The sequence below is a fragment of the Desulfovibrio simplex genome, from assembly GCF_055387835.1.
The window spans coordinates 3,102,788-3,123,745 of the sequence record NZ_AP042377.1 but is presented as its reverse complement, the minus strand read 5'-3'; the positions used below and the strand labels follow the sequence as shown (position 1 = coordinate 3,123,745).

Here is a 20,958-nt window from a genome sequence, read left to right as displayed (position 1 = left end):
CCCGCCACGGAGGCCGAAGTGAGCGTGCCTCAAACTTTGAAAATGTATATTTTCAAAGTTAATCTGCTCTAGGATACGTAATAACGAGGGCAAACCGCACTTTCGCTGCTCGGCTACCGTTTACCCTTGCCTCCGCCAGACCAACTTCACGGTACGATTGCCCTCAAAATCCACACGCCGATGGCATTGCGCGGCGCGGAGGGAGATCGCCGAGCGCAGCGAGGAAGCTCCCACAGCAGAAGCCGCGCAGCCCTCGTGGAATGGCGGAAACGGGAAAGCCACAGCGGGGTCGTCCGGGGGGAGTGCAGAGGGGGCCTCGGAGGGGCGCAGCCCCTAACAGGCCCCCTCTGCCGCCCGCCGCGCAGGCGGCCCCAACCAGAACAATCTGGCAGGCCAGCATTACGATAATATACTCTCAAAACCATCAACACGCCCCCTCCAACGATTCTCTGCCTCTCATGAAAAGCGACTCATGAAAAATCCTGTAACTTACCGCCATCCAACAACAAACGCCACCCCCTACATACAGGAGCGGCGTTTGTTTATTTCCACTTCAGGCCGCATCACGCAATACCGCAATGCGCCAGACCAACCATTTATTTCACATTGACAACCCGCACCTCTCCGCGGGTTTCATTGACCTTTTTACGGAAGCCCTGCCTGCGGTCCTCGCCGTCAATAAGGCCAGCCAGCCATTCCGCCACATGCAGCACAGAATGCTTGTCATGCATGTTGATAAGGCAGCGGGCGATGCCGATTTTGCATGAGGGGCAACCCACGACAACGGGGCCGGCATAGTCGTCCCCAAGGGCTTCGCCAAGCCGCTTCTGCTTACGGGTGCGCAGCAGATTGTATATCTGGGGCGAGGTCATGGCGCCCATGCCGGATTCGCCGCAGCAACCGGGGCTGAGCATCACGTCGGCTCCGGTGAAATCGCCCAGGGCGCGCGCAACCTGCTTCTGCCCCTTGACCTTGTGCACGTCGGCCCACTCGCAATGGCAGGCTCCGTGATAGAGCAATTTGGAGCCTTCGGGCAGAGGGGCGCTCAGGCTGTCGGAAGAAAGCAGAGGCAGCGTGAGCTGGGCCACATCGCGCATAACGAGATCGGGGAACTGGGCCTGCAAATTCATGCGTTCCAGGCCGTCGCGGCAGGACCCGCAGGCCGTGACCAGATACTTGCAGTCAAAGCCCTGCTTGGCCAGGTTGCGCAGCATGGAGGCCAAATACTGACGATTCTGGGCCATGTTGTCTTCAAAGGCCGTATCCATGCCAGCGGCCAAGAGGGGGAATCCACAGCACATATGCCTGGGAGGCACGGCCACGGCAAAACCGGCCTTGAGCAGCAGCATTATGGACGAAACGCCTATGCGGTCATAGAAGAGCGCACCACCGCAACCGGGGAAGTACAGCACCAGCGGCATGCCGGGCGTGGGCTCGGCTGGCGCGAACACAGCGCCTCTGTGCAGTTTGAGGGATTCATAAAGGTTGGTGTAGCCCATCTTGGGGCCGCGCCCGGAAAAAAGCGGGCTCTGCATGCGGCGCTTCCACACCTCTGGCAGAAAGCCAAGGAACTTGTTCTGCATCTTCTGGCCCAGAGAGGCCATCTTGGCGGCCTTGGGCACACGGTGGGCAATATCGCGTCCAAGCCATTCCAGCGCACGCTCCTTGATGGGATGCCCGCCCGCTCCCTCGTGCTCCAGCAGGGCACGCAGGGTCAAAGCCACCTCTCCCGAGGGGATCTTCACCGGACAGCTGGCCATGCAGCGGCCACAGGCCGTGCAGTGTTCCACCAGATCGCGCATCCACTTGAGCAGGCGCTCGTCGATGCGGCCCTTGTTGACCTGCGAATAGTACACGGCCTCCACCAGCATGCCCAGCACCATATTTTTGTTGCGCGGATGGTACTGCATGGAGCGCTCGGGATAGCACATGGAGCAGACCTGCTTGCACTTGCCGCAACGCGTGCAGATCTGAATGGACGTAAGCAGGTGGATGAGCTTGTCCTTGTCCGACAGACCGCTTTCACGGATATCGCGGATAAGGTGGTTGAACGAGAAGGTAAAGGGACGCACGGGCAGGTCGCGGTAGACCAGCTTGGCGGGATTCATGACGTCCCGGGGATCCACGCGCTCCTTGAAGGCGCGCAGGGCGTCCATTTTTTCCTTGCTGAAAAAGGCGATCTTGGTGATGCCTATGCCGTGCTCGCCCGACACTTCGCCGCCCATTTCCTGGCATTCGGCCATGACGCGGGCGGCCACCTCTTCGGCCGCTTCCAGCATCTGGGCGTCGTTGGAGTTCACGGGAATGTTCACATGGCAGTTGCCGTCGCCTGCGTGCATATGGCTTGCCACCACAATGCGGCTGGCGTTCATGTATTCCTGGATCTTGGTTATCTTTTTGGCCAGATGCGGATATTTTTCTTTCAGAACGGCCAGAAAAGCCTCCGCGCGTTCGGCCATTTCCATATCCGACACGTCGGCGGCGGAAACATCGCCAGAGGCGGCCTTGGAAGCCTGAGAAAATTCCCTGTTGAAGTCCTTGTCTTCCATAGGATAGCCGGGCAGCCGCCCCACTTCCTGAAGCGCGTGACGATAGGCCCCGGCCGTGCATTCCAGGTTGATCTGCTCAAGAAAGAGCGCGAAATCCGGGATGCGTTCCATTGGAATGACCACGTCTTCGTTGAGCTTGAAGCCCGAAGTGCGCTTGGCTATGGCCGAAAGCTTGTGGCGGTCTTCCCAGAAGCGCTCGCCTTCCTTGTCGTCGGCGGCCACGATGATATCCACGTTTTCCTGCTGCTCCACCACGCTGACGATGTCGCCCACGCAGGTGTCCAGCAGGTAGGGGTCGTCGCCGTCCACCTGAAGGATGATGACCGAGATGGGCGAACCCTCGTACTTCTCGGACTTACGCTTGTATTCGATGGCCTGCACGTACTTGGCGTTGAATTCCTCCATGGCCGAAAGGTGGGCGTAGTCCCCTTCCTCACGGATACGGTTGCGCAGGGCCACAAGCTCGCGCACCACCACGGCGGCCGGATGCATTGACCGGCCAAAAAATTCCAGCACCATGATGCGCTTGTGCTTGGGCTTGGGATGAAGAATAAAGCAGGCTTCGGTGACGATGCCGTCCACGCCTTCTTTCTGCATGCCGGGCAGGCCGCCCAAAGCCTTGTTGGTCACGTCCTTGCCAAGGCCCGGCAGGCGGATTTCGTCCCCGTGCAGGTGCACCACGTTGCGCACGCCGCCGCTCACATCCTTGACCACAAAGATCGCGGTTTCTGAGGGAAGGATTTTGTGGCGCGGATGATTTTCGCGCTCAATGGTGATGATTTCGCCGGTGGGGGTCACCATGCGCCACCACAGGAGGTTGTCCAGCGTGGTGCCGTATTCAAAGGCCATTGGGCCGCCGGCGTTTTCCGACACATTGCCGCCGATGGTGGAAGCCTGCTTGGAGGCCGGGTCCACGGAAAAAAGCGCGCCAGCGGCATCAACGGCGTTTATGACAGTCTGGGTTATGGCGCCAGCCTGGCAGATGACCGTCATCTCCTTCATATCAATGGGCCCCACGCGCGTCAGGCGGGTAAGGCTCACAATAAGGGTACGCTTGCGCGCGGGCACGGCCCCGCCCGTCATGCCCGAACCGCCGCCACGCGGGATCAGGGCGAACTTCATGTCATTGGCGAGCTTCACCAGTTCGGCCACCTGCTCGGTGGTATCGGGCTCAACCACAAGCAGGGGCAGCTCCATGCGCAAGTCCGTGGCATCGGTGGCGGACTCCACCAGCGCGCCGGGATTGGTCAAAATGCACTCGGCAGGCAGTATGTCGCCAAGGGCATCAATGAGCTTTTCCCTGAATTCCATTTCGGCCTCATGCGCCGACCAGAACATGGTGATGCCTTCGCCAATGGCCGTGGCGTAATAGTGCGCCAGAGAGACAGATTCCTTGTCGAAGCTCGCTCGCACACTGCCGCGCACCGTATCGGCATCAATAAAGGGATTGTAGGCCACCAGAAAAAGCTCTTCGGCAATGGCGATGGCAAGGCTGCGCACTGACTCGGGCCATTCGGCAAAGTCATCGATATTGATGCGCAAAATGCGGTTCACCACATAGTCGGGAGAGATGGAGATATGCGGACCCTTATGGGGCATGGCGTTTTAACCTCGTGAGCACTGCGGCAATCCGTCAGAATGACAGACAGCAGGTTTTGTGGGAAGCCCTTTTTCTACGATCAATGCGCGCGGAAGGCAAGTGGCGGCAATAAAAGCGCCCCGCACGGGGCATGGCCGCCAGAACGCGACATAAAAAAATTCAACCTTTCACCGGATTGCCGCAAAGCCTGCTTTGACATTTGGCCGCGTGTCGCTATGCTTTTTCATCGCAAACGGCTACGGCACACGCATGCTCAGCAGGGAGGATAAGACATGTTTATAGATAGATTGCAGCCCCTTACTGACGCTTTCGACTGGGTGCAACATTCCTGGGAACGTGCCGCCACCCAGCGGCGTGTGGCTTTTTTTATCCTGTGGGTCTACCTCCTGGCACTGCTGGGCGTTGAGCTGAACCGCCACGGCCTCTTGCCCCCCTGGCTGGCATCCGTCACGCCAAAAAACCATTTTTATGCCATCCACCTGGCTTTTACACTCATACTGGTGCTCGAGGTCATGAGCCTCATCCTTGTCATACCGAGTTCCCTTTCACAGTCCATGGGCAAACAATTCGAAATTCTTACGCTTATCTTGCTGCGCAATGCCTTCAAGGAGCTGGCCCACCTGCCGGAGCCCGTCAGCGTGGCCAGCGACATGCTGCCCGTGCTCTACATTGCCATATCTGGTGCAGGCGCCCTGCTGGTGTACCTGTGCCTTGGCCTGTACAAACGCATCGCCCGGCGGCATATGCATTTCATTGCATCACCGAGCCTGCGCATGCGCTACGTCATGAGCAAAAAGCTGCTGGCCCTGGTGCTCTTTGTCATTTTTATGGGTGTGGCCGTGCGCGACGTCACCCTTTTTGTCTCCACAGGCAACGACCAGAGCTTCTTTGAAACCCTGTACACCATCCTGATTTTTTCCGACATCACCATGGTGCTCATTGCGCAGCGCTATATGCCGGCGTTTCACGCGGTCTTCCGCAATTCCGGCTTTGTCATCGGCACCCTGCTCATGCGGCTGGCGCTCTCCGCGTCGCCGCTGTGGAGCCCGGTCATAGGACTGTTCGCCGCCGTCTTTGTTCTGGCCCTCACCTGGGGCACCAACTACTTCACCCCCCTGCCCCGGACGGAAACCACATCCGACGAGGGGCAGAAGGCCCTGCCGGAAACAACGGACTAGAGCCCTTTCGCTTTGAAATATTTTGTGGGGGAGGGACCCTTTTGCAAAAGGGTCCCTCCCCCACGCCCCCTCCCCCTAAAAATCTTAGAGCATTGCACCTTTGAAAAAAGTGACATGCTCTGGCGTCGCGCCCGAGTACAGCTCGCCGTAACGTACATCTCTCCAAACACGCGCATCTTGAAATGACTTCTGGGCTGCGCGGCCACACTCCGTGGCCGCCGGAGCACTGAGGCATCGCACATGGCGTTGCCAGCAATGGCTGCGCGCTCGGAGGCGGCCGAAAAAGCCCCCGCAAGGCCGTGCGCACAGGCGAATATACCTTGCCGTTACGCACGCCTTGCGAACTGAAAAATGCCAGAAACCGCGCGGCCACACGCCGTAGCGGCATTTGTCGTCTGGCCTGCGACGGACGGAACATAAAACCGCAGCCGCCAGAAACGCCCCGTTTACTCCAGAGCCATGCCCGCTCCGTCAAAACAGCTGTGTGGCCGCCTGCTTGTAGACAAGCGCAGGCGCGTTGCGCCAAAACCCCGCCCCGCAGGCTGGCAATGCGGCTTACCCCGCGCCGTTTATTGAAAAACTCTAGAATAACAACGCTGACAACAAAAACGCAAAAGGGCGGCCCGTCAGGACCGCCCCTTACACATCAGGAAATGAAGAAAATCAGGCGTTCGCGGCCTTGAGCATTTCTTCCACCATAGAAAGCGTCGGCGTTGCGCCCGCTTCAAGCCCGCACAGACCACGCACGGCCAGCATAAGCATATCAAATTGCAAAGACATTTCGGCCATGCCGTTATGGATAATGCAATTATCGCCACGCACGGCAAGACGGTATGCGCGGCGGCTACGCTCCTGCCCGGAGGAACGCACGATATAATACACCTGATCGTTGGTGTCGGTCACATAAAGCTTTTGACGGGTGAGCGTGCCAAGTGCTTCGTCATACCACGAGCACTCTGAAAAAAGTCGGCCACGAAAACTCAAGTCGCTGCCGTTATCGTGCTTCAGACAAATGTCTTCCATTATTTTCTGCACGTTCATTCAATCCTCCGCGTGCTCTTGCCCGCCATTTGTGCGTAGGCGGGTAACGCTTTCAGGAAGCTAGCACTGCATACAAACGGTTGTCAATAATAGCAGCAAACAAACAACAAAATCGCATGAAGAAAAAAACAGCACATATTTCATTATACTGGTATTTAATGATTTTTTAACAAAACTTTCTTTAAACAGTCTTGCGGTTCACACGATTTTTTCATGAAACACGCACAGGGGACGGCAAGCCCACGACGGCCAGAAGCATAGTATTTTACTGTGGACGAAAAAAAGGGGAGGGAGTATGCCAAGGTGCTTTGGCATGCCAGGCAGCATCCCGCACACAGGTGCGGCGGAACATTTTTGTCGCATTGCGGTTTTCTGCCAGATCAACTCTTGCCAGTTCAGCCCTTGCCTGCTCAGCCCCAGGATGCTCGCATGCCAGCCTTCAGCGCTTGTCGCGGGCCCGGCGTTCCGCAAAGCGGGAGTACGCCCGCGCCACGGGCGAATCCGGGGCCATTTCCGCCAGAAACACGCCGCTCGCCTGCACGGGATCAGGAATGACGGCCCTGGGGGCGCGCCAGCCCATATCTTCATCCGGCAGAGGATTGCAGGCCGTCACGTCCAGCCCCTGCTTGCCCATAAGCAGTGAAACCTTCACGCCGTTGAAAAAGGGCGTTTCCATAAAGGCGTTGACGCGCTCCAGCAGTTCCCCGCTCATAAGGTGCAGTTCCTGCGCCAGCATGGCGTCTTCCGCGCCGATAAGCAGCATATCCCGGTGATGCCCCAGGGGGCGCGCCAGGGGGGCCAGGTCCTCGCCCATGACCATATTCCAGTTTTGCCACAGATGCCCAAGGCGGCTCCTGGCCTGCGCCTGCTCCGCATCCACGCCAAGCCCGGCCATGACTGCGGCCATAACCTCACCGGCCGCCACTGGCTCGGCATATTTATTTTTTTTACGAAACACTTTGGGAGTCATGAATTTTTCCGTCGTGGCAGATGCGCTGTATGGTGGGGTGCCGGTCCGCGAACACTTCGGCCCGGTCAGCCCTCATTGACTATATGCGGATACATTGATATTAGCATCCGCATAAGTTGATTTACTACGGGTAACCAAATGGCACTTCTGTATTTTAAAGCTCTTTCAGACGAAACACGGCTTCGCCTCGTTCACATTTTGCTGCATTACGAGTTGTCGGTCAACGAACTGGTGCGCATTCTGGACATGGGACAGTCGCGGGTTTCGCGTCATCTCAAGATCCTGACCGAAGCGGGCCTGCTCACTTCGCGGCGCGACGGGCTGTGGGTGTTTTACGCAGCGCCACGCAGCGGTGACGAACGGGAGTTTCTGCGCGCCATCACCCCCTTTATCCATGCGGACGCCGCCATGCGGGCGGACCTGAACATGGCCGCGCAAATGCTGGAAGAACGCGCGCTCAAGACCCGCCAGTTCTTCAACGCCATTGCGGAAGACTGGGACGAACTGAACCGCGAAGTTCTCGGCGCCTTTGACCTGCCCGCCGCCGTGTGCGCCGCCGTGCCGGAAAACTGCGGCACGTCGGTTGACCTCGGCTGCGGCACAGGGGCCGTGCTGGCGCGTATGCTGCCGCTGGCCAAGGGCGTCATTGGCGTGGACGGTTCCGCGCGCATGCTTGAAATCTGCCGCCGTCGCTTTACGCCCGAAGACCTCTCTGCCGACCGTGTTTCCCTGCGCATAGGCGAACTGAGCCACCTGCCCCTGCGCGATCAGGAAGCGGATTTCGCCTGCATCAACCTTGTGCTGCACCACCTTTCCGACCCCATACTCGGCCTGCGCGAGATACGCCGCATCATGGCGCCCGGCGGCCGTCTTTTTGTGGCGGACTTTCTGCGCCATACCGACGAAACCATGCGCAACCGCTATGGCGACCGCTGGCTTGGCTTTGACGAAGACGGCCTGACGGCCGACCTCAAGGCGGTCGGCTTCAGCACGCTGTCCTGTACACGGCAGCCAGTGGACCGCGGCCTGACCCTGCTGCTTCTGACAGCCGAGGCCAGCTCCCCCCCACGCACATGAGGCGGACGCGCAGCGTCCCCCATGCGCGATCATCAACGCAATCAAAATACTTCAAAGGATAGGAGACATCATGACCAAAGCTCTTGACCTGAGCCTGGCGCACAAAGTTGCCGATATGGCCCTGGCGGATTTCGGCAAAAAAGAAATGCAGCTTTCCGAACGGGAAGTTCCCGGCCTTATGGAATGCATCAAGAAATACGGCCCCAGCAAGCCCCTCAAGGGCTTCAAGATCACGGGCTCCCTGCATATGACCATACAGACGGCCATGCTTATCCAGACCCTGCATGCTCTGGGCGCCGACATTCGCTGGGCCTCCTGCAACATTTTCTCCACGCAGGACCACGCCGCCGCCGCCATTGTCGACCTGGGCATGGCCAAGGTTTTTGCCTGGAAGGGCGAAACCCTTGAGGACTACTGGTGGTGCACTGAAATGGCGCTTACCTGGCCCGACGGCAGCGGCCCCGACCTTATTGTGGACGACGGCGGCGACGCCACCCTGCTCGTGCACAAGGGCGTCGAGGCCGAGAACAACCCCGCCATCCTTGACGAAAAGACCGACAACAAGGAACTCCAGTGCATTCTTGACCGCCTCAAACTGCGCCTCAAGGAAGATCCGCAGCACTGGCACAAGGTGGCTGCAAAGATCAAGGGCGTTTCGGAAGAAACCACCACAGGCGTGCACCGTCTCTATCAGCTGGAAGCCGTTGGCAAGCTGCTGTTCCCGGCCATCAACGTCAATGACGCCGTGACCAAGTCCAAGTTCGACAACCTGTACGGCTGCCGCGAATCCCTGGCCGACGGCATCAAGCGCGCCACTGACGTCATGATCGCGGGCAAGGTGGTTGTGGTTGTCGGCTACGGCGACGTGGGCAAGGGCTGCGCCCAGTCCATGCGCGGCTTTGGCGCGCGCGTGCTGGTGACGGAAATCGACCCCATCTGCGCCCTTCAGGCCGCCATGGAAGGCTATGAAGTCACTACCATTGAAGACGCGCTGCCTTATGGCGACATCTACGTCACCTGCACGGGCAACTACCACGTCATCACCGGCAAGCATATGGAAGGCATGAAGGACGAGGCCATTGTGTGCAATATCGGCCACTTCGATAATGAAATCGAAATGACCTACCTTGAAAACACGCCCGGCATCACCTGCCTGAACATCAAGCCGCAGGTGGACAAGTGGACCCTCAAGTCGGGCCGCAGCATCGTTGTGCTGGCTGAAGGCCGCCTGGTCAACCTGGGCTGCGCCACTGGCCACGCCAGCTTTGTCATGTCCAACAGCTTCACCAACCAGACCCTGGCCCAGATCAAACTGGCCACCGAAAAGCTGGAAAACAAGGTCTATACCCTGCCCAAGGAACTGGACGAAGAAGTGGCCCGCCTGCACCTCGGCCGCCTTGGCGTCAAGCTGACCAGACTCACCCAGGAACAGGCCGATTACATCAACGTCAATGTGGACGGCCCCTACAAGTCGGACCATTACCGCTACTAGAGCATTTTAACTTTGAAAAAGTGTAAATGCTCTAACGCTGCACGAAAGTGCAGCGCGCCACAACGTGGCGTGGATTCTGCCGAAAATCGCATTTTTCGGCAGAATGGAAACTTTGAAATGTGAAGCATTTCAAAGTTAATCAGGTCTAGACAGTGTATGGGACGTTTTCAGGCAGAAATGCTCTGTGGGGGAGGGACCCTTTTGCAGAAGGGTCCCTCCCCCACGCCCCCACCCCCTAAAATTCTTATTGTATTTTATCATGATGGGGCGGGGGATGCAGAGGTAGCCTTCCTGGCGTAACGCCAAATCAAAGGGTATCTGCTCCGGGGCGTTTTCAGTCTGAACCGTGCGGGCAGGGCTTCGGTCTTTACCCGCGGGAATTCTGGAGTGTATATGCGCTCCGGCCCTGATATTTGCTGGGGGGTGTGGCTCTCCAGCGTGCGCACGGGGTGGCCGCCCGCCGCGTCCCCGCGCAATGACCGGAGCAAGACTCCGGTCATTTTATTTTTACCGGATGCACATTGAAATGCCCTGGCGGCTGCGTCGGAGATGCGCGGCGGTTCGGGGCCGCGCGTAAAAACCTGCCGTCAGGCGCGTTCGCTGGTCCGCGCCCGCGCTCCGCGCTATCAGGCCGTTTATGCCGGAAAGGCCGGGGCACGGCCATATCCGCCGTTGACAGCCGCATTGCCCACCATCCCCATGCCGTGTATGCTGCGCCCGTGCTGGCGCAGACCTGCAACAGGGGAAGCTCCGGCAAAAAAAGCACGGGGCTTCACTGGGCGCAGTTGCGCTGCCCGGCGAGACGTATCGGCATGCACGCATGGCGGCAAACGCGCCACAGCGCGGATTCGCGGCAAAAAGTTTCGGGGCCGCCGGGCTTCCGGTTTTTCAGGTATGATCGGGTTGGCAAGGCCAGCGCGCCGCTGACAAACATCCAAGGAATACAATGCAAAAAGTGACCATCCATACAGACGGTTCCTGCCTCGGCAATCCCGGCCCCGGCGGCTGGGCGGCCATTCTCAAACTGGACGACGAGGACTACCGCAAGGAATTTTCCGGCGGCTATGCCCTGACCACCAACAATCGCATGGAAATGCTGGCCGTTGTCGAAGCGCTGGTCCTGCTCAAAAATCCCTGTCTTGTGGATCTGTACACGGATTCGCGCTACGTATGCGACAGCGTGAGCAAGGGCTGGCTGTGGGGATGGGTGAAGAAAAACTGGATCAAGTCCGATAAAAAACCCGTACTCAATGTGGACCTGTGGCAACGCATGCTGCCGCTCCTGCGCCAGCACAAGGTGACCTTCCATTGGCTCAAGGGCCACGCCGGTCACCCCGAAAACGAACGCTGCGACATTCTGGCCCGCGCCCAGGCCTGTCGGCGCGACCTGCCCCAGGATATCGGCTACAAGCCCTAACCGCCGCAGCGCAAACCGCAATACCGCAACGCCATGCCAGTTCAACCTTTTTCCGCAGAAACCGCATTTTCTTTGCCAGCGCTCTGGCATGCCCTTGGCTGGCCGCTCTTGCGCCTGCTCATGGGCATGGCCGCTGGCCTGCTCATAGCCAATGTGCTTGAGGCGCTGCGCTGGACGCGCCATCTGGCCCGTCTGGCGGCCCCCCTGGCCCGGCTGGCCCATCTGCGTGAAGTGGCCGGGGCCAGTTTTTCGCTGGCCTTTGTCTCCCCGGCAGCCGCCAACGGCCTTTTATCCGACAGCCACAATATGGGCGAGCTTTCCGGCAAGGAACTCATGCTGGCAAACCTCTTCAACAGCCTGCCCGCCTACATGGTGCACACGCCCACCATCTTTCTGCTTACCTGGCCCGTGCTGGGCATGCCCGCCGTGATATACGTGGGGCTTACCCTGCTGGCCGCCGTGGGCCGCACGGCCTTTACCGTGGTGCTGGCGCGGCGCATTCTGCCGCCGCCGCCGCCGGGCTGTACAGCCTGCAAGCCTGACAGCGGCGAGCGCACGGACTGGAACGCCGCGCTGCGCAAAGCATGGAAACGCTTTATGCGCCGCCTGCCAAAACTTGTGTACTTTACCGCGCCCATCTACGTGCTTATGTACCTCTTGCAGCAGTTCGGCTATTTCGCCGTGGCCGAGCAATGGCTGTCGCAGCACATGTCCTGGCTTTCCTTCCTGAAACCGCAGGCCATGGGCATTATCGTGCTGCACCTCGCGGCGGAACTTGGCGCGGCCCTTGGCGCGGCGGGCAGCGTGCTGCAAACTGGCGGACTTTCAGCACGCGATGTGGTGCTGGCCCTGATGGTGGGCAATATTTTATCCACGCCCATGCGCGGCATACGGCATCAATTGCCTTCGTATTCCGGATTTTTCCGTCCTGCCCTGGCCCTGCGCCTCATTCTGGCAAATCAGGGGCTGCGGGCGGTCAGCATGACGGTTGTAACCATCATTTATTACTACGCCAGTGCCTAAGGAAACGCTGATTTATTCCGTTTGGCAGCGTTGCTTCACTTTTTTTGAAACAGTCGAGGACAGAAGAGTCCACTCCTGTTTCAAAAAAAGATCGCGCCTTGCCAAAGGAAATAACTGCGCGCTTCCAGGAGGTTCGTTAATCAGTGCTTCCCTAAAAGCGCCAAAGACGCCGGGCAGGAGTCGCCAGTGTGCAAAAAAATGGATATTGATGAGGTGCAGGAAAGCTTCAATATGGGCATCATTTGCGCCCAGCAGATACTGAGCCATTTTTCGGAACGGTTCGGTGTGCCGGAAGAAGACGCCCTGCGCCTGGCATCCTGTTTTGGCTCCGGTATGGGGCAGGCGCACACCTGTGGTTGCGTCACCGGGGCGCTCATGGTCATCGGCCTTGCGCACGGCCCCGCCGGGCCATGCAGCCGCGAACAGAAGCAGAATCTGTACGGCCGCCGCGACGCCTTTATGGCGGCTTTTGCCGCTGCCAACGGCAGCCTTGCGTGCAGGGGCGTTCTGGGGCATGACCTTACTGACCCGCAACAGCGCGCCGTCATTAGGGAAAAAAAGCTGTTCACCACAGTGTGCGTTCCCCTGATATGCGACACCTGCGCGCTGCTTGAAGAATATTTGTAGTCCACGAGCCGACAAGGAGAAACCATGACGGAAATGCAAGCGCCCCCACAAGACGACCAGCAGCGGCCCCTCCGCGCTCCTGTGGAAATTCCCGCCCACTGCAAGGTAATCAAGCCTGAACACACGGGGTCCCGCATCGTTGTGCTGCTGCAACCTGAAGAAAAGTACCTCTCCCTGCCCAGGCCCAAAACCTCGCGCCAGCTGCTTGCGGCACTGGGCCTTGCAGAAGAAACGGCCCTCGTGGCCCGCAACGGCCAGCTGCTTACGCCTGACAGGCATATCTGGCCCGGCGACGAGGTGCTTGTCCGCAAGGTGGCTTCTTCGGGCTAGCCCGCCGGAACGCGTGTTTTTCTGCACTTGCGCTGCACGGCGGCGCTTGCGGCGCAAGGGCAGGCCATGCGGCGGGCATGAAAAATCATCTGCCATCCCGGCAGGCTGCAGCAAAAGCCGCCTCCGGGCCAGCCTGCTTCTGCTGCGTCACGCCTTGGAGCAGATTACCTTTGCGAATATACATTCTCAAAGTTTAAGGCACGCTCACTTCGGCTTTTAACCGCGCAGATAAACTGCGCTTACGCCTCCGTGGCGGACGTCTGCTTACGCAAACTCCAGAGCAGGCCACACACTTACCGGCGCTGGCAAAACCTGTTGCCCCGCCGCAGGGAAAATGGTACCCGCCAACAATGTTCAATCTCGATATATCCCAAGCCCTGAGCACGCTGTCCATCGCGGCGGTGCCCGCTCTTCTGGGCATTATTCTGCACGAAGTGGCCCACGGATGGGTGGCCTCGCGCTGTGGCGACCCCACGGCCCGCATGATGGGTCGCCTGACCCTCAATCCCCTGCCGCACATTGACCCTACGGGACTGCTGGTCTTCGGCCTCACGAGCCTTTCCGGCTCTTTTGTCTTTGGCTGGGCCAAACCCGTGCCCGTCAATCCGCGCTATTTTCGCAACCCCGCCAGGGACATGATGCTGGTGGCCCTGGCCGGCCCGCTGACCAACTTTATCCTGGCGGGCATATTCGGCGTTCTGATGCGGCTGACCCTGAATTTTTTTCCTCTTGTGGAATGGCAGCACAGCAGCCTCTACATCTTTGCGCTCACGTCCATGCGGGCAGGGGTCATCATCAACTTCGGCCTGGGCTGGCTCAATCTGCTGCCCATTCCTCCGCTGGACGGCAGCAAGGTTGTGGCCTATTTTCTACCTTTCAACGCGGCGCTGCGCTATCTGAGCATTGAGCGCTTCGGCTTTCTCATTCTTTTGGGCCTGCTGTTCACCGGCCTGCTGAGCATGGTGCTGGGCCCGCTGGTGGGCGGCAGCGCCCGTGGCCTGCTAACCCTGCTTGGCATTCTGTAATTTCATAAGGACTGTCTCACATGAGCAAAAAACTGCGCACTGTTTCCGGCATGCGGCCCACCGGCCCCCTGCACCTTGGCCACTACTTCGGCGTGTTGAAGAACTGGGTGGAACTGCAATACACTGAAGAAGCCTACTTTTTTGTGGCCGACTGGCACGCCCTCACCAGCGATTACGCCGACCCGTCCAATATTCGCATGAACATCCGCGAGATGGTCAAGGACTGGGTGGGCGCTGGCCTTGACCCCGAAAAATGCGTCATTTTCCGTCAGTCCGAAGTGAAGGAACATGCGGAGCTCTCCCTGCTGCTCTCTATGTTCACGCCGGTGTCGTGGCTTGAGCGCAACCCCACCTACAAGGAACAGCAGCAGCAGATCAGCAACAAGGACCTCGGCAACGCGGGCTTTTTGTGCTATCCCGTGCTCATGGCGGCCGACATTCTCCTGTACCGCCCCCACGGCGTGCCCGTGGGCGAAGACCAGTTGCCCCATATGGAAATGACGCGCGAGATTGCCCGACGCTTCAACTATCTCTATGGCGGGGAGCTTCTGCCCGAACCCAAGGCCATGCTGACCCCCGCCGCCAAATGCCCCGGCCTTGACGGCCGCAAGATGTCAAAAAGCTACAACAACGGCATCTTCCTGTCCGACCGCATGGCGGACATTCAGGAAAAAGTGCGCGGCATGTTCACCGACCAGGCCCGCCTGCGCAAGTCCGATCCGGGCAACCCCGACGTCTGTAACCTCTTCCCCTACCATGTGCTGCTGAGCAGCCCCGAGGAACAGGCTGAAATACGCAAGGGCTGCACAGGAGCCACCCTGGGCTGTGTGGACTGCAAAAAGATTTTTCTCAAGAACCTTGAAACCTTCCTGACTCCCCTTCAGGAACGTCGCGCCGTTCTGGACGCCAACCCGGCGCGGGTGGACGAAATCCTCGCGCACGGCAATGAACGTGCCCGCGCCTTCGCAAGCCAGACCATGGTCCTTGTGCGCGAGAAAATGGGGCTGTAATTGAAGTTTGTGAGTGTGGACTACGGCCTGGCCCGCACGGGCCTGGCCGTGTCAGACCCTGACGGGCGCATGGCTTTTCCTCTGGCAACCCTGCGCCTGCAAGACTATGCCGACCGCAAACTGTTTCTGGCCGCCCTGGCGGAAAAAATCCTTGAAACCGGGGCCCAAGGCGTGGTGATGGGACTTCCCCTGACACAGGACGGGGAGGAAAGCCTGATCACCCGGCAGGTACGCAACGTGACCCAGCGCCTCAAGCGACGCGTGCCCCTGCCCTTCTACTATATGCTTGAGGAGTTGAGCTCGGAAGAAGCCTGGGCGGATCTGCGCGAGGCTGGCCTGAAAATGCGCAAACGCAAGGCCGTGCTCGACCAGCAGGCCGCCGTGCGTATTCTCTCGTCCTTTCTTTCCCTTGCCCCGCAAGAGCGGAGTCCCGCATGAAAACATTTCTTCGCCTGCTTGGACTGCTGTTGCTGCTAGCCCTTGCCGGCGGCGGCTGGCTTGCCTACGAGGCCCATACCTTCCTGAATACCGCCCCCCAAAGCGAAGGGCAGGAAGTGCTTTTTGACGTGCAGCCCGGTGCGCATTTCGCCCAGGTGGCCACGGCCCTTGAGCAAAAGGGCGTTATTACCGATGCCCGCAAGTTCCGCCTGCTGGCCCGCTACAAGGAATGGGACAGCCGCCTCCAGGCCGGTCGCTTTGCCCTCAATTCCGGCTGGACGCCCGAAAAGGTGCTGGACATGCTGGTCAACGGCCAGCCCGTGCTCTTTCGCATCACCCTGCCCGAAGGCCTCACCTGGTGGCAGACTGGCAAACTGCTGGAAGAAGCGGGCCTCGTGCGCTTTGACGATTTTCGCAACGTGATCATGGACCCGGACTTTCTGCGCCACTACGGCATCCCCTTTGCCACGGCCGAGGGCTTTCTTATGCCCGACACCTATCTGCTGAAAAAGGCCGACGAGCCGGATCTGGCCCAGGCCCGCAGCGTGGCCGGACGGCTGGTGGACAACTTCTGGCGCAAGGCCGCGCCCGTATGGCCCGGCGGCGCCAAGCCCCCCATTGACCAGCTGAAAACCTGGATGATCCTGGCCTCGGTGGTTGAAAAGGAAACCGCCATTGACGCCGAGCGCCCGCGCGTGGCCGGCGTATACAAGAACCGCCTGGCCCGCGACATGATCCTTCAGGCCGACCCCACCGTCATCTACGGCCTTGGCCCCAATTTTGACGGCAACCTGCGCCGCGCCCACCTGGATGACCCCAACAACCTGTACAATACCTACCAACGGCCCGGCCTGCCGCCGGGGCCCATCTGCTCCTTCGGCATGGCCGCCCTCAAGGCCGCCATCAAGCCCGAACAGCACGATTTTCTCTATTTTGTGGCTGTCACCGATGGCGGTGAACACGTTTTTTCCACCAACCTTGCGGACCATAACAAGGCCGTGCGCCAGTACCTGCAAAACCGGCGTAAAGGCCAGAACCGCTGAGGAGGCCTCGTGAAATACCTCATAGTTGAAGACTTTTCCGGTCAGGCCGTGCCCTTTATCTTTCCCCGGCGGGTGGATCACGTCGACATGCGCGAACAACTGCCGTACGGGCAGGTGCTCTCTGCCGGTTTTCTCGAACTGGGACCGCAGGGCTTTATATGCTCGGGCGGCCATGCCGAACTTGGCCTCAAGGCCCGGCCCGAAGAGGACGCCGCCATCATAGCCGAAGCCCTGCGACAACGCTGAAAACCTTTTGGGCTTGTGGGGGGAGAAAACGCTTTGTGGGGGAGGGACCCTTTTGCAAAAGGGTCTCCTCCCCCACCCCCCCCTCCCCCTAAAACCTTTATTGCTGGTGCAGCCGGGTATGGGGGACTTCTGCTTTTGATGGTATTTTTCAATAAAATTTCGGTGGGTTGCGCCTTCGAAAGCAAATAAACGCTGAGAACTGCTTTCTCAACGACCAAAACGCGCCCAGCATAGCGCATGGTCGCTCAAAGAAATGGCGTTTTCGCCGCCACGGCGGGAGTCTACCCGTGCAGTCGCCAGAGATTCGCGCCTGCCCGCCTCGTTGCGCCCTCCCTGCCCTTTGTGTGCCCTTCTCGCGCCTCCCTTGCAGGAACAACGTCAACCACACCGCCAATGGCCGTATTCAAGGTCTGGCGGCGCATCCCCGAGGCATCATGCACAAGGCACAGCAGCGCATTCCCGGCATCGTCATTGGCGGCACGGGCAGCAATACGGGCAAGACCACGGTCACTCTGGCCCTTCTGTGCGCGCTGGCCTCTCGCGGTCTTGCCGTACGCGCCGCCAAAACCGGGCCGGACTACATAGACGCCGCCTTTCACGCCGCCATCACGGGCCAGCCCGCCGCCAATCTGGATGCCTGGATGTGCCGTCAGGCCCCCGCGCCCCCCGCCGAAAAACCGTTCACAGGCGGCAAAGGCCTGCCCACGGGCTTGCAAACCGTATTCGAACGCATGGCGGCAAGCCCCTCCGGCACGGGCCGCGCCCCTGACATGCTGCTGGTTGAAGGCGCCATGGGCCTGTACGACGGCGGACACGCCGGGGCTGGCAGCACGGCCCATCTGGCGGCGCTGCTTGATCTGCCCATTCTTCTCGTATGCAGCGCTGCCGGGCTTGGACAGTCCGTGGCCGCCCTGGTGGAAGGCTATCTGCGTCACAAACCGCAATGGCTGAACGCCAAAAGCGCGCCGCCGCGCTTTCTGGGCATTGTCTGCACCCATATTGGCAGCCAGCGCCATGCAGAAATCATTGCCGACGCCCTGAAACCGCTGGAAAGATCAGACAACGTCCCGCTGCTGGGCCTGCTGCCCCGCAAGGGCGCGCCAGAACTGCAATCGCGCCACCTCGGCCTTGTGGAAGCCCGCGAAGCACTGCCCGCACTGGACAGGGCCGCGCTGACCCACTGGCTTGAGGAGCATTGCCGCCTGGACGCCCTGCTCAAACTGGCTGGCCTTACCAGTGCTCCATCCCGAGGGATGGCGGATAACAGCCCGGAAAAAGCAAACAAAAACAGTGCCTGCCAACGCGAATACAAGCGCGGGGGCAAGTGCGACGACAAGCGCGGCGCAAGAATGCCAGGCCGTGCAAAGCGGGACTTGCGCGTGCGCGTCCCCGGCGGCACAACGTCTGCGCTCACCGGGTATCAGGCAGACGTGGCAACGCCCGCCACGGCAACCCGGCCAACTGCAAAGCCTTTTGCGGCCACGCCAGAGCCCGCTCTGGCAACCCGGTTTTTTCCGCCGCAACAGCCGAAAGCGGCGACTATCCGCAACACCGCAACAGGGGCAGACATCCAGGAACCTCGGGATGATGCGGCAAACCTGTTCGTCCCCAGCCTTGCCACGGTTGCGGCCGCAAAAGCTCTGCCTGCGCGGGGCACGGCCCGCCCCCTCATAGGCATGGCCTGGGATGCCGCCTTCAGTTTCTGCTACGCCGACCTGCCCGCCCTGCTGACGGAACTTGGCGCGGACGTTGTGCCTTTTTCTCCTCTGCGCGATGCCGCGCCGCCGCAAGGCTGCACCGGGCTCTATTTTCCCGGCGGCTATCCCGAACTGCACGCCGAAGAACTCGGGGCCAACCTCCCCATGCTGCGGCGCTTGCGGGCGCTGGCGCAGAAAAACCTGCCCATCTATGGCGAATGCGGCGGCTATATCTACCTCATGCAATCCCTGCGCATGGAGGGCCAGCCAGAAGTACGGGAATACGCCATGGCCGGACTTTTGCCCCTGCGCTGCGTTCTTGGCAAAACCAGGGCGGCTCTGGGCTATCGTGCCGCCCTTGCCCTGCCCGGCTGGCCCGAACGTGCGGCCCGCACCACCCGCTCTGCCCGTGCTGACCGATCTGGCCCGGCAGTCCTTTCTGCCGCGCCATCAATCCTTTCGCCCATGCCATGCGCTGACAGTCAGGCTGACGGCTTCACGGTGGGCGGGGAAAGAACGTCAGCCTCACGGAAAGACGCCCCCGCCCGCATGAAAACACCTGCCACAGACCAGGCTGGCTCCAAGCCCCTCTGGGTGCGCGGACACGAATTCCATTATGCCCGTGAGGACGACGGGCCGCTGCCCCCGCACTGCGCGCCCCTCTGGCAACTGCACGACAGCAAGGGGACGTTGTTGCGTCAGGAGGGCTGCCTCTGCGGCTCTGTTGCCGGAACGTGGCTGCATTGCTACCCTGAGGGTTCGCGCACCTTCTGGCGGGTCTGGCTCAAAACGGCCACGCCCCTGCCATAACCACGAGGCCGGATATGCTCCCGGCCTGCCGAGGCTCGACATGACGCATACTACTTCAGTGGAACTGGATTCCGCCTGCACCCCGCAGGATATCGAAAACCGTTCCTTTGCCATCATCGATCAGGAGCTGCCGCCGCCGCGCCCTTTTGAAGGTCCGCTCTGGCAGGTGGCCCGCCGCTGCATCCATACCCTTGGCGATACGGACATCCTTGGCGACCTCAGGTTGAGCGCCGAAGGCCTTGAGGCTGGCGTGGCAGCCCTTTTGCGCGGCTGCACGGTGTATACCGACACGCGCATGGCCGCCGCCGGGCTGCCCATGCGCCGTCTGACGCCCCTTGGCGTCACGGTCACGCCCATCATGGCCTTGCCGGGGCTGGACGAACTTGCCCGCGTCAAAAAAACCACGCGCTCCCGCGCAGGGCTGGAATCCCTAGCCGGGCAGATGAGCGGGCATATCATGGTTATCGGCAACGCCCCCACGGCCCTGCTTGGGCTGCTGGACGTGCTGGATCAGGGCTCGCCGCCTCCGGCCCTCATCGTGGGCATGCCCGTGGGCTTTGTTAACGCCGCGCAATCCAAGGAACTGCTGCGCCGCAGCCCGTGGCCGCACTTTACCCTGCTGGGGCGCAAAGGCGGCTCGGCCGTGGCGGCGGCCTGCGTCAACGCGCTTGCCGACCTCGCCCTGGAACAGCGTGGATTAGGACACTTGGCGAAAATGTAAACAGTGCCTTCAAGGCATGTTATGACCGCAGGTGGCGGTTTCTTTGCTTTGCCGGTTTTTGTGGCGGATACCGGGTGACTGGCACAGGGCACAGGGCGCAAGGAAAGGATCACGTCACTTTTATATGCGGTGGCCTTACGGTAAAGAAGGACGTTGCCTTTGGAAGATATTAATGCCCTGCGGGCACTGAGGCTTTTCTTTTTCTTTTGTTTTGGCCGCCTGCGCGGCGTGCGGCGGTTCTGACTTGTTTCTATGTTTTAACCGGTCACCTGATTGAAGTGCATGTGCCCTGCGGGCACGGGGGCTTCCTTTTTTCTGTCGTTTTGGCCGCCTGCGCGGCGCGCGGCAAGGCGGGGCCGGTTATGGGGCTGCGCCCCCTTCTCGGCCCCCCTTGCATCCCCCCCGAAGCACCCCGCTGCCCTACCCTGACCAACAAACCCCTTTTTTCGGGGGCGGCTATGCACGAACCTCGCCGACGTGTCGGCTTCGGTTCTTTATGACGCCGCCCCCGGCATTCACCCGCGCCCTGCCTGAGAAACTGCACAGGCCTCAATATGTTGCTTGTGTGACAGATCTTTTTGGACCGAACCACGCAAGAACTGCGGCCACGTTTGGACGCTACACAACAAACAGATATAAAACCAAACTCTTCGGTATGCCTCAA

At 60.1% G+C, this 20,958-nt stretch carries 17 protein-coding genes; 14 read left to right on the top strand and 3 right to left on the bottom strand.

The genetic code is table 11. From position 1 onward, the window contains the following. Nucleotides 1–596: 596 nt before the first annotated feature. On the bottom strand, nt 597–4,148 hold the full coding sequence (locus ACZ5DH_RS12755) for an FAD-binding and (Fe-S)-binding domain-containing protein (protein WP_464254630.1): 3,552 nt from the start codon (nt 4,146–4,148) through the stop codon (nt 597–599). Between the two features lie 273 nt (nt 4,149–4,421). On the opposite strand from ACZ5DH_RS12755, the gene ACZ5DH_RS12750 reads away from it, so the two are divergent. Then, a complete protein-coding gene (locus ACZ5DH_RS12750) occupies nt 4,422–5,327 on the top strand; it encodes a hypothetical protein (protein WP_464254629.1) in 906 nt (301 codons plus the stop codon). 663 nt (nt 5,328–5,990) lie between these two features. On the opposite strand, the gene ACZ5DH_RS12745 is transcribed toward ACZ5DH_RS12750, so the two are convergent. Together ACZ5DH_RS12745 and ACZ5DH_RS12740 are read right to left on the bottom strand one after the other, a co-directional pair. Further along, nucleotides 5,991–6,368 (bottom strand): hypothetical protein, encoded by a 378-nt coding sequence (locus ACZ5DH_RS12745; protein ID WP_291301425.1) that lies wholly within the window; start codon nt 6,366–6,368, stop codon nt 5,991–5,993. Nucleotides 6,369–6,807: 439 nt separating this feature from the next. Beyond that, nucleotides 6,808–7,338 carry a DciA family protein gene (locus ACZ5DH_RS12740; protein WP_464254628.1) on the bottom strand — a complete coding sequence of 177 codons (531 nt, stop codon included), beginning with the start codon at nt 7,336–7,338 and terminating at the stop codon, nt 6,808–6,810. Between the two features lie 138 nt (nt 7,339–7,476). Here ACZ5DH_RS12740 and ACZ5DH_RS12735 point away from each other — a divergent pair, with 138 nt between their 5' ends. The 13 genes from ACZ5DH_RS12735 (at nt 7,477) to ACZ5DH_RS12675 (ending at nt 20,294) form a co-directional block, all read left to right on the top strand. Further along, complete coding sequence (locus tag ACZ5DH_RS12735; RefSeq protein WP_464254627.1) at nt 7,477–8,415, top strand: ArsR/SmtB family transcription factor; 939 nt, start codon at nt 7,477–7,479, stop codon at nt 8,413–8,415. 70 nt (nt 8,416–8,485) lie between these two features. After that, the gene (gene ahcY, locus ACZ5DH_RS12730) at nt 8,486–9,907 is read left to right on the top strand and encodes an adenosylhomocysteinase (protein ID WP_464254626.1); all 1,422 of its coding nucleotides are present in this window, start codon (nt 8,486–8,488) and stop codon (nt 9,905–9,907) included. A 946-nt stretch (nt 9,908–10,853) separates the two neighbouring features. Beyond that, a complete protein-coding gene (rnhA, locus tag ACZ5DH_RS12725; RefSeq protein ID WP_464254625.1) occupies nt 10,854–11,324 on the top strand; it encodes a ribonuclease HI in 471 nt (156 codons plus the stop codon). A gap of 33 nt (nt 11,325–11,357) precedes the next feature. Continuing rightward, entirely contained in the window at nt 11,358–12,347 is a 990-nt protein-coding gene (locus ACZ5DH_RS12720) for a hypothetical protein (protein ID WP_464254624.1), read from the top strand. Nucleotides 12,348–12,533: 186 nt separating this feature from the next. Further along, a complete protein-coding gene (locus tag ACZ5DH_RS12715; protein WP_464254623.1) occupies nt 12,534–12,974 on the top strand; it encodes a C-GCAxxG-C-C family protein in 441 nt (146 codons plus the stop codon). Between the two features lie 24 nt (nt 12,975–12,998). Beyond that, complete coding sequence (locus ACZ5DH_RS12710; RefSeq protein ID WP_464254622.1) at nt 12,999–13,304, top strand: ubiquitin family protein; 306 nt, start codon at nt 12,999–13,001, stop codon at nt 13,302–13,304. A gap of 350 nt (nt 13,305–13,654) precedes the next feature. Next, a complete protein-coding gene (locus ACZ5DH_RS12705) occupies nt 13,655–14,329 on the top strand; it encodes a site-2 protease family protein (RefSeq protein WP_464254621.1) in 675 nt (224 codons plus the stop codon). Nucleotides 14,330–14,349: 20 nt separating this feature from the next. After that, nucleotides 14,350–15,339 carry a tryptophan--tRNA ligase gene (gene trpS, locus ACZ5DH_RS12700; protein WP_464254620.1) on the top strand — a complete coding sequence of 330 codons (990 nt, stop codon included), beginning with the start codon at nt 14,350–14,352 and terminating at the stop codon, nt 15,337–15,339. Next, complete coding sequence (gene ruvX / locus ACZ5DH_RS12695; RefSeq protein ID WP_291301416.1) at nt 15,340–15,777, top strand: Holliday junction resolvase RuvX; 438 nt, start codon at nt 15,340–15,342, stop codon at nt 15,775–15,777. It abuts the gene before it with no gap. Beyond that, entirely contained in the window at nt 15,774–16,820 is a 1,047-nt protein-coding gene (mltG, locus tag ACZ5DH_RS12690; protein ID WP_464254619.1) for an endolytic transglycosylase MltG, read from the top strand. The genes ruvX and mltG overlap by 4 nt, the downstream gene beginning before the upstream one ends. A gap of 9 nt (nt 16,821–16,829) precedes the next feature. Beyond that, nucleotides 16,830–17,066, top strand: coding sequence for a hypothetical protein (locus ACZ5DH_RS12685; RefSeq protein ID WP_464254618.1), 237 nt, complete (start codon nt 16,830–16,832; stop codon nt 17,064–17,066). Nucleotides 17,067–17,500: 434 nt separating this feature from the next. Then, nucleotides 17,501–19,573 (top strand): nucleotide-binding protein, encoded by a 2,073-nt coding sequence (locus tag ACZ5DH_RS12680; RefSeq protein ID WP_464254617.1) that lies wholly within the window; start codon nt 17,501–17,503, stop codon nt 19,571–19,573. Between the two features lie 40 nt (nt 19,574–19,613). Further along, nucleotides 19,614–20,294: a precorrin-8X methylmutase gene (locus ACZ5DH_RS12675; protein ID WP_464254616.1), complete on the top strand. Its 681-nt coding sequence runs from the start codon at nt 19,614–19,616 to the stop codon at nt 20,292–20,294. The last annotated feature ends 664 nt before the right edge of the window (nt 20,295–20,958 follow it).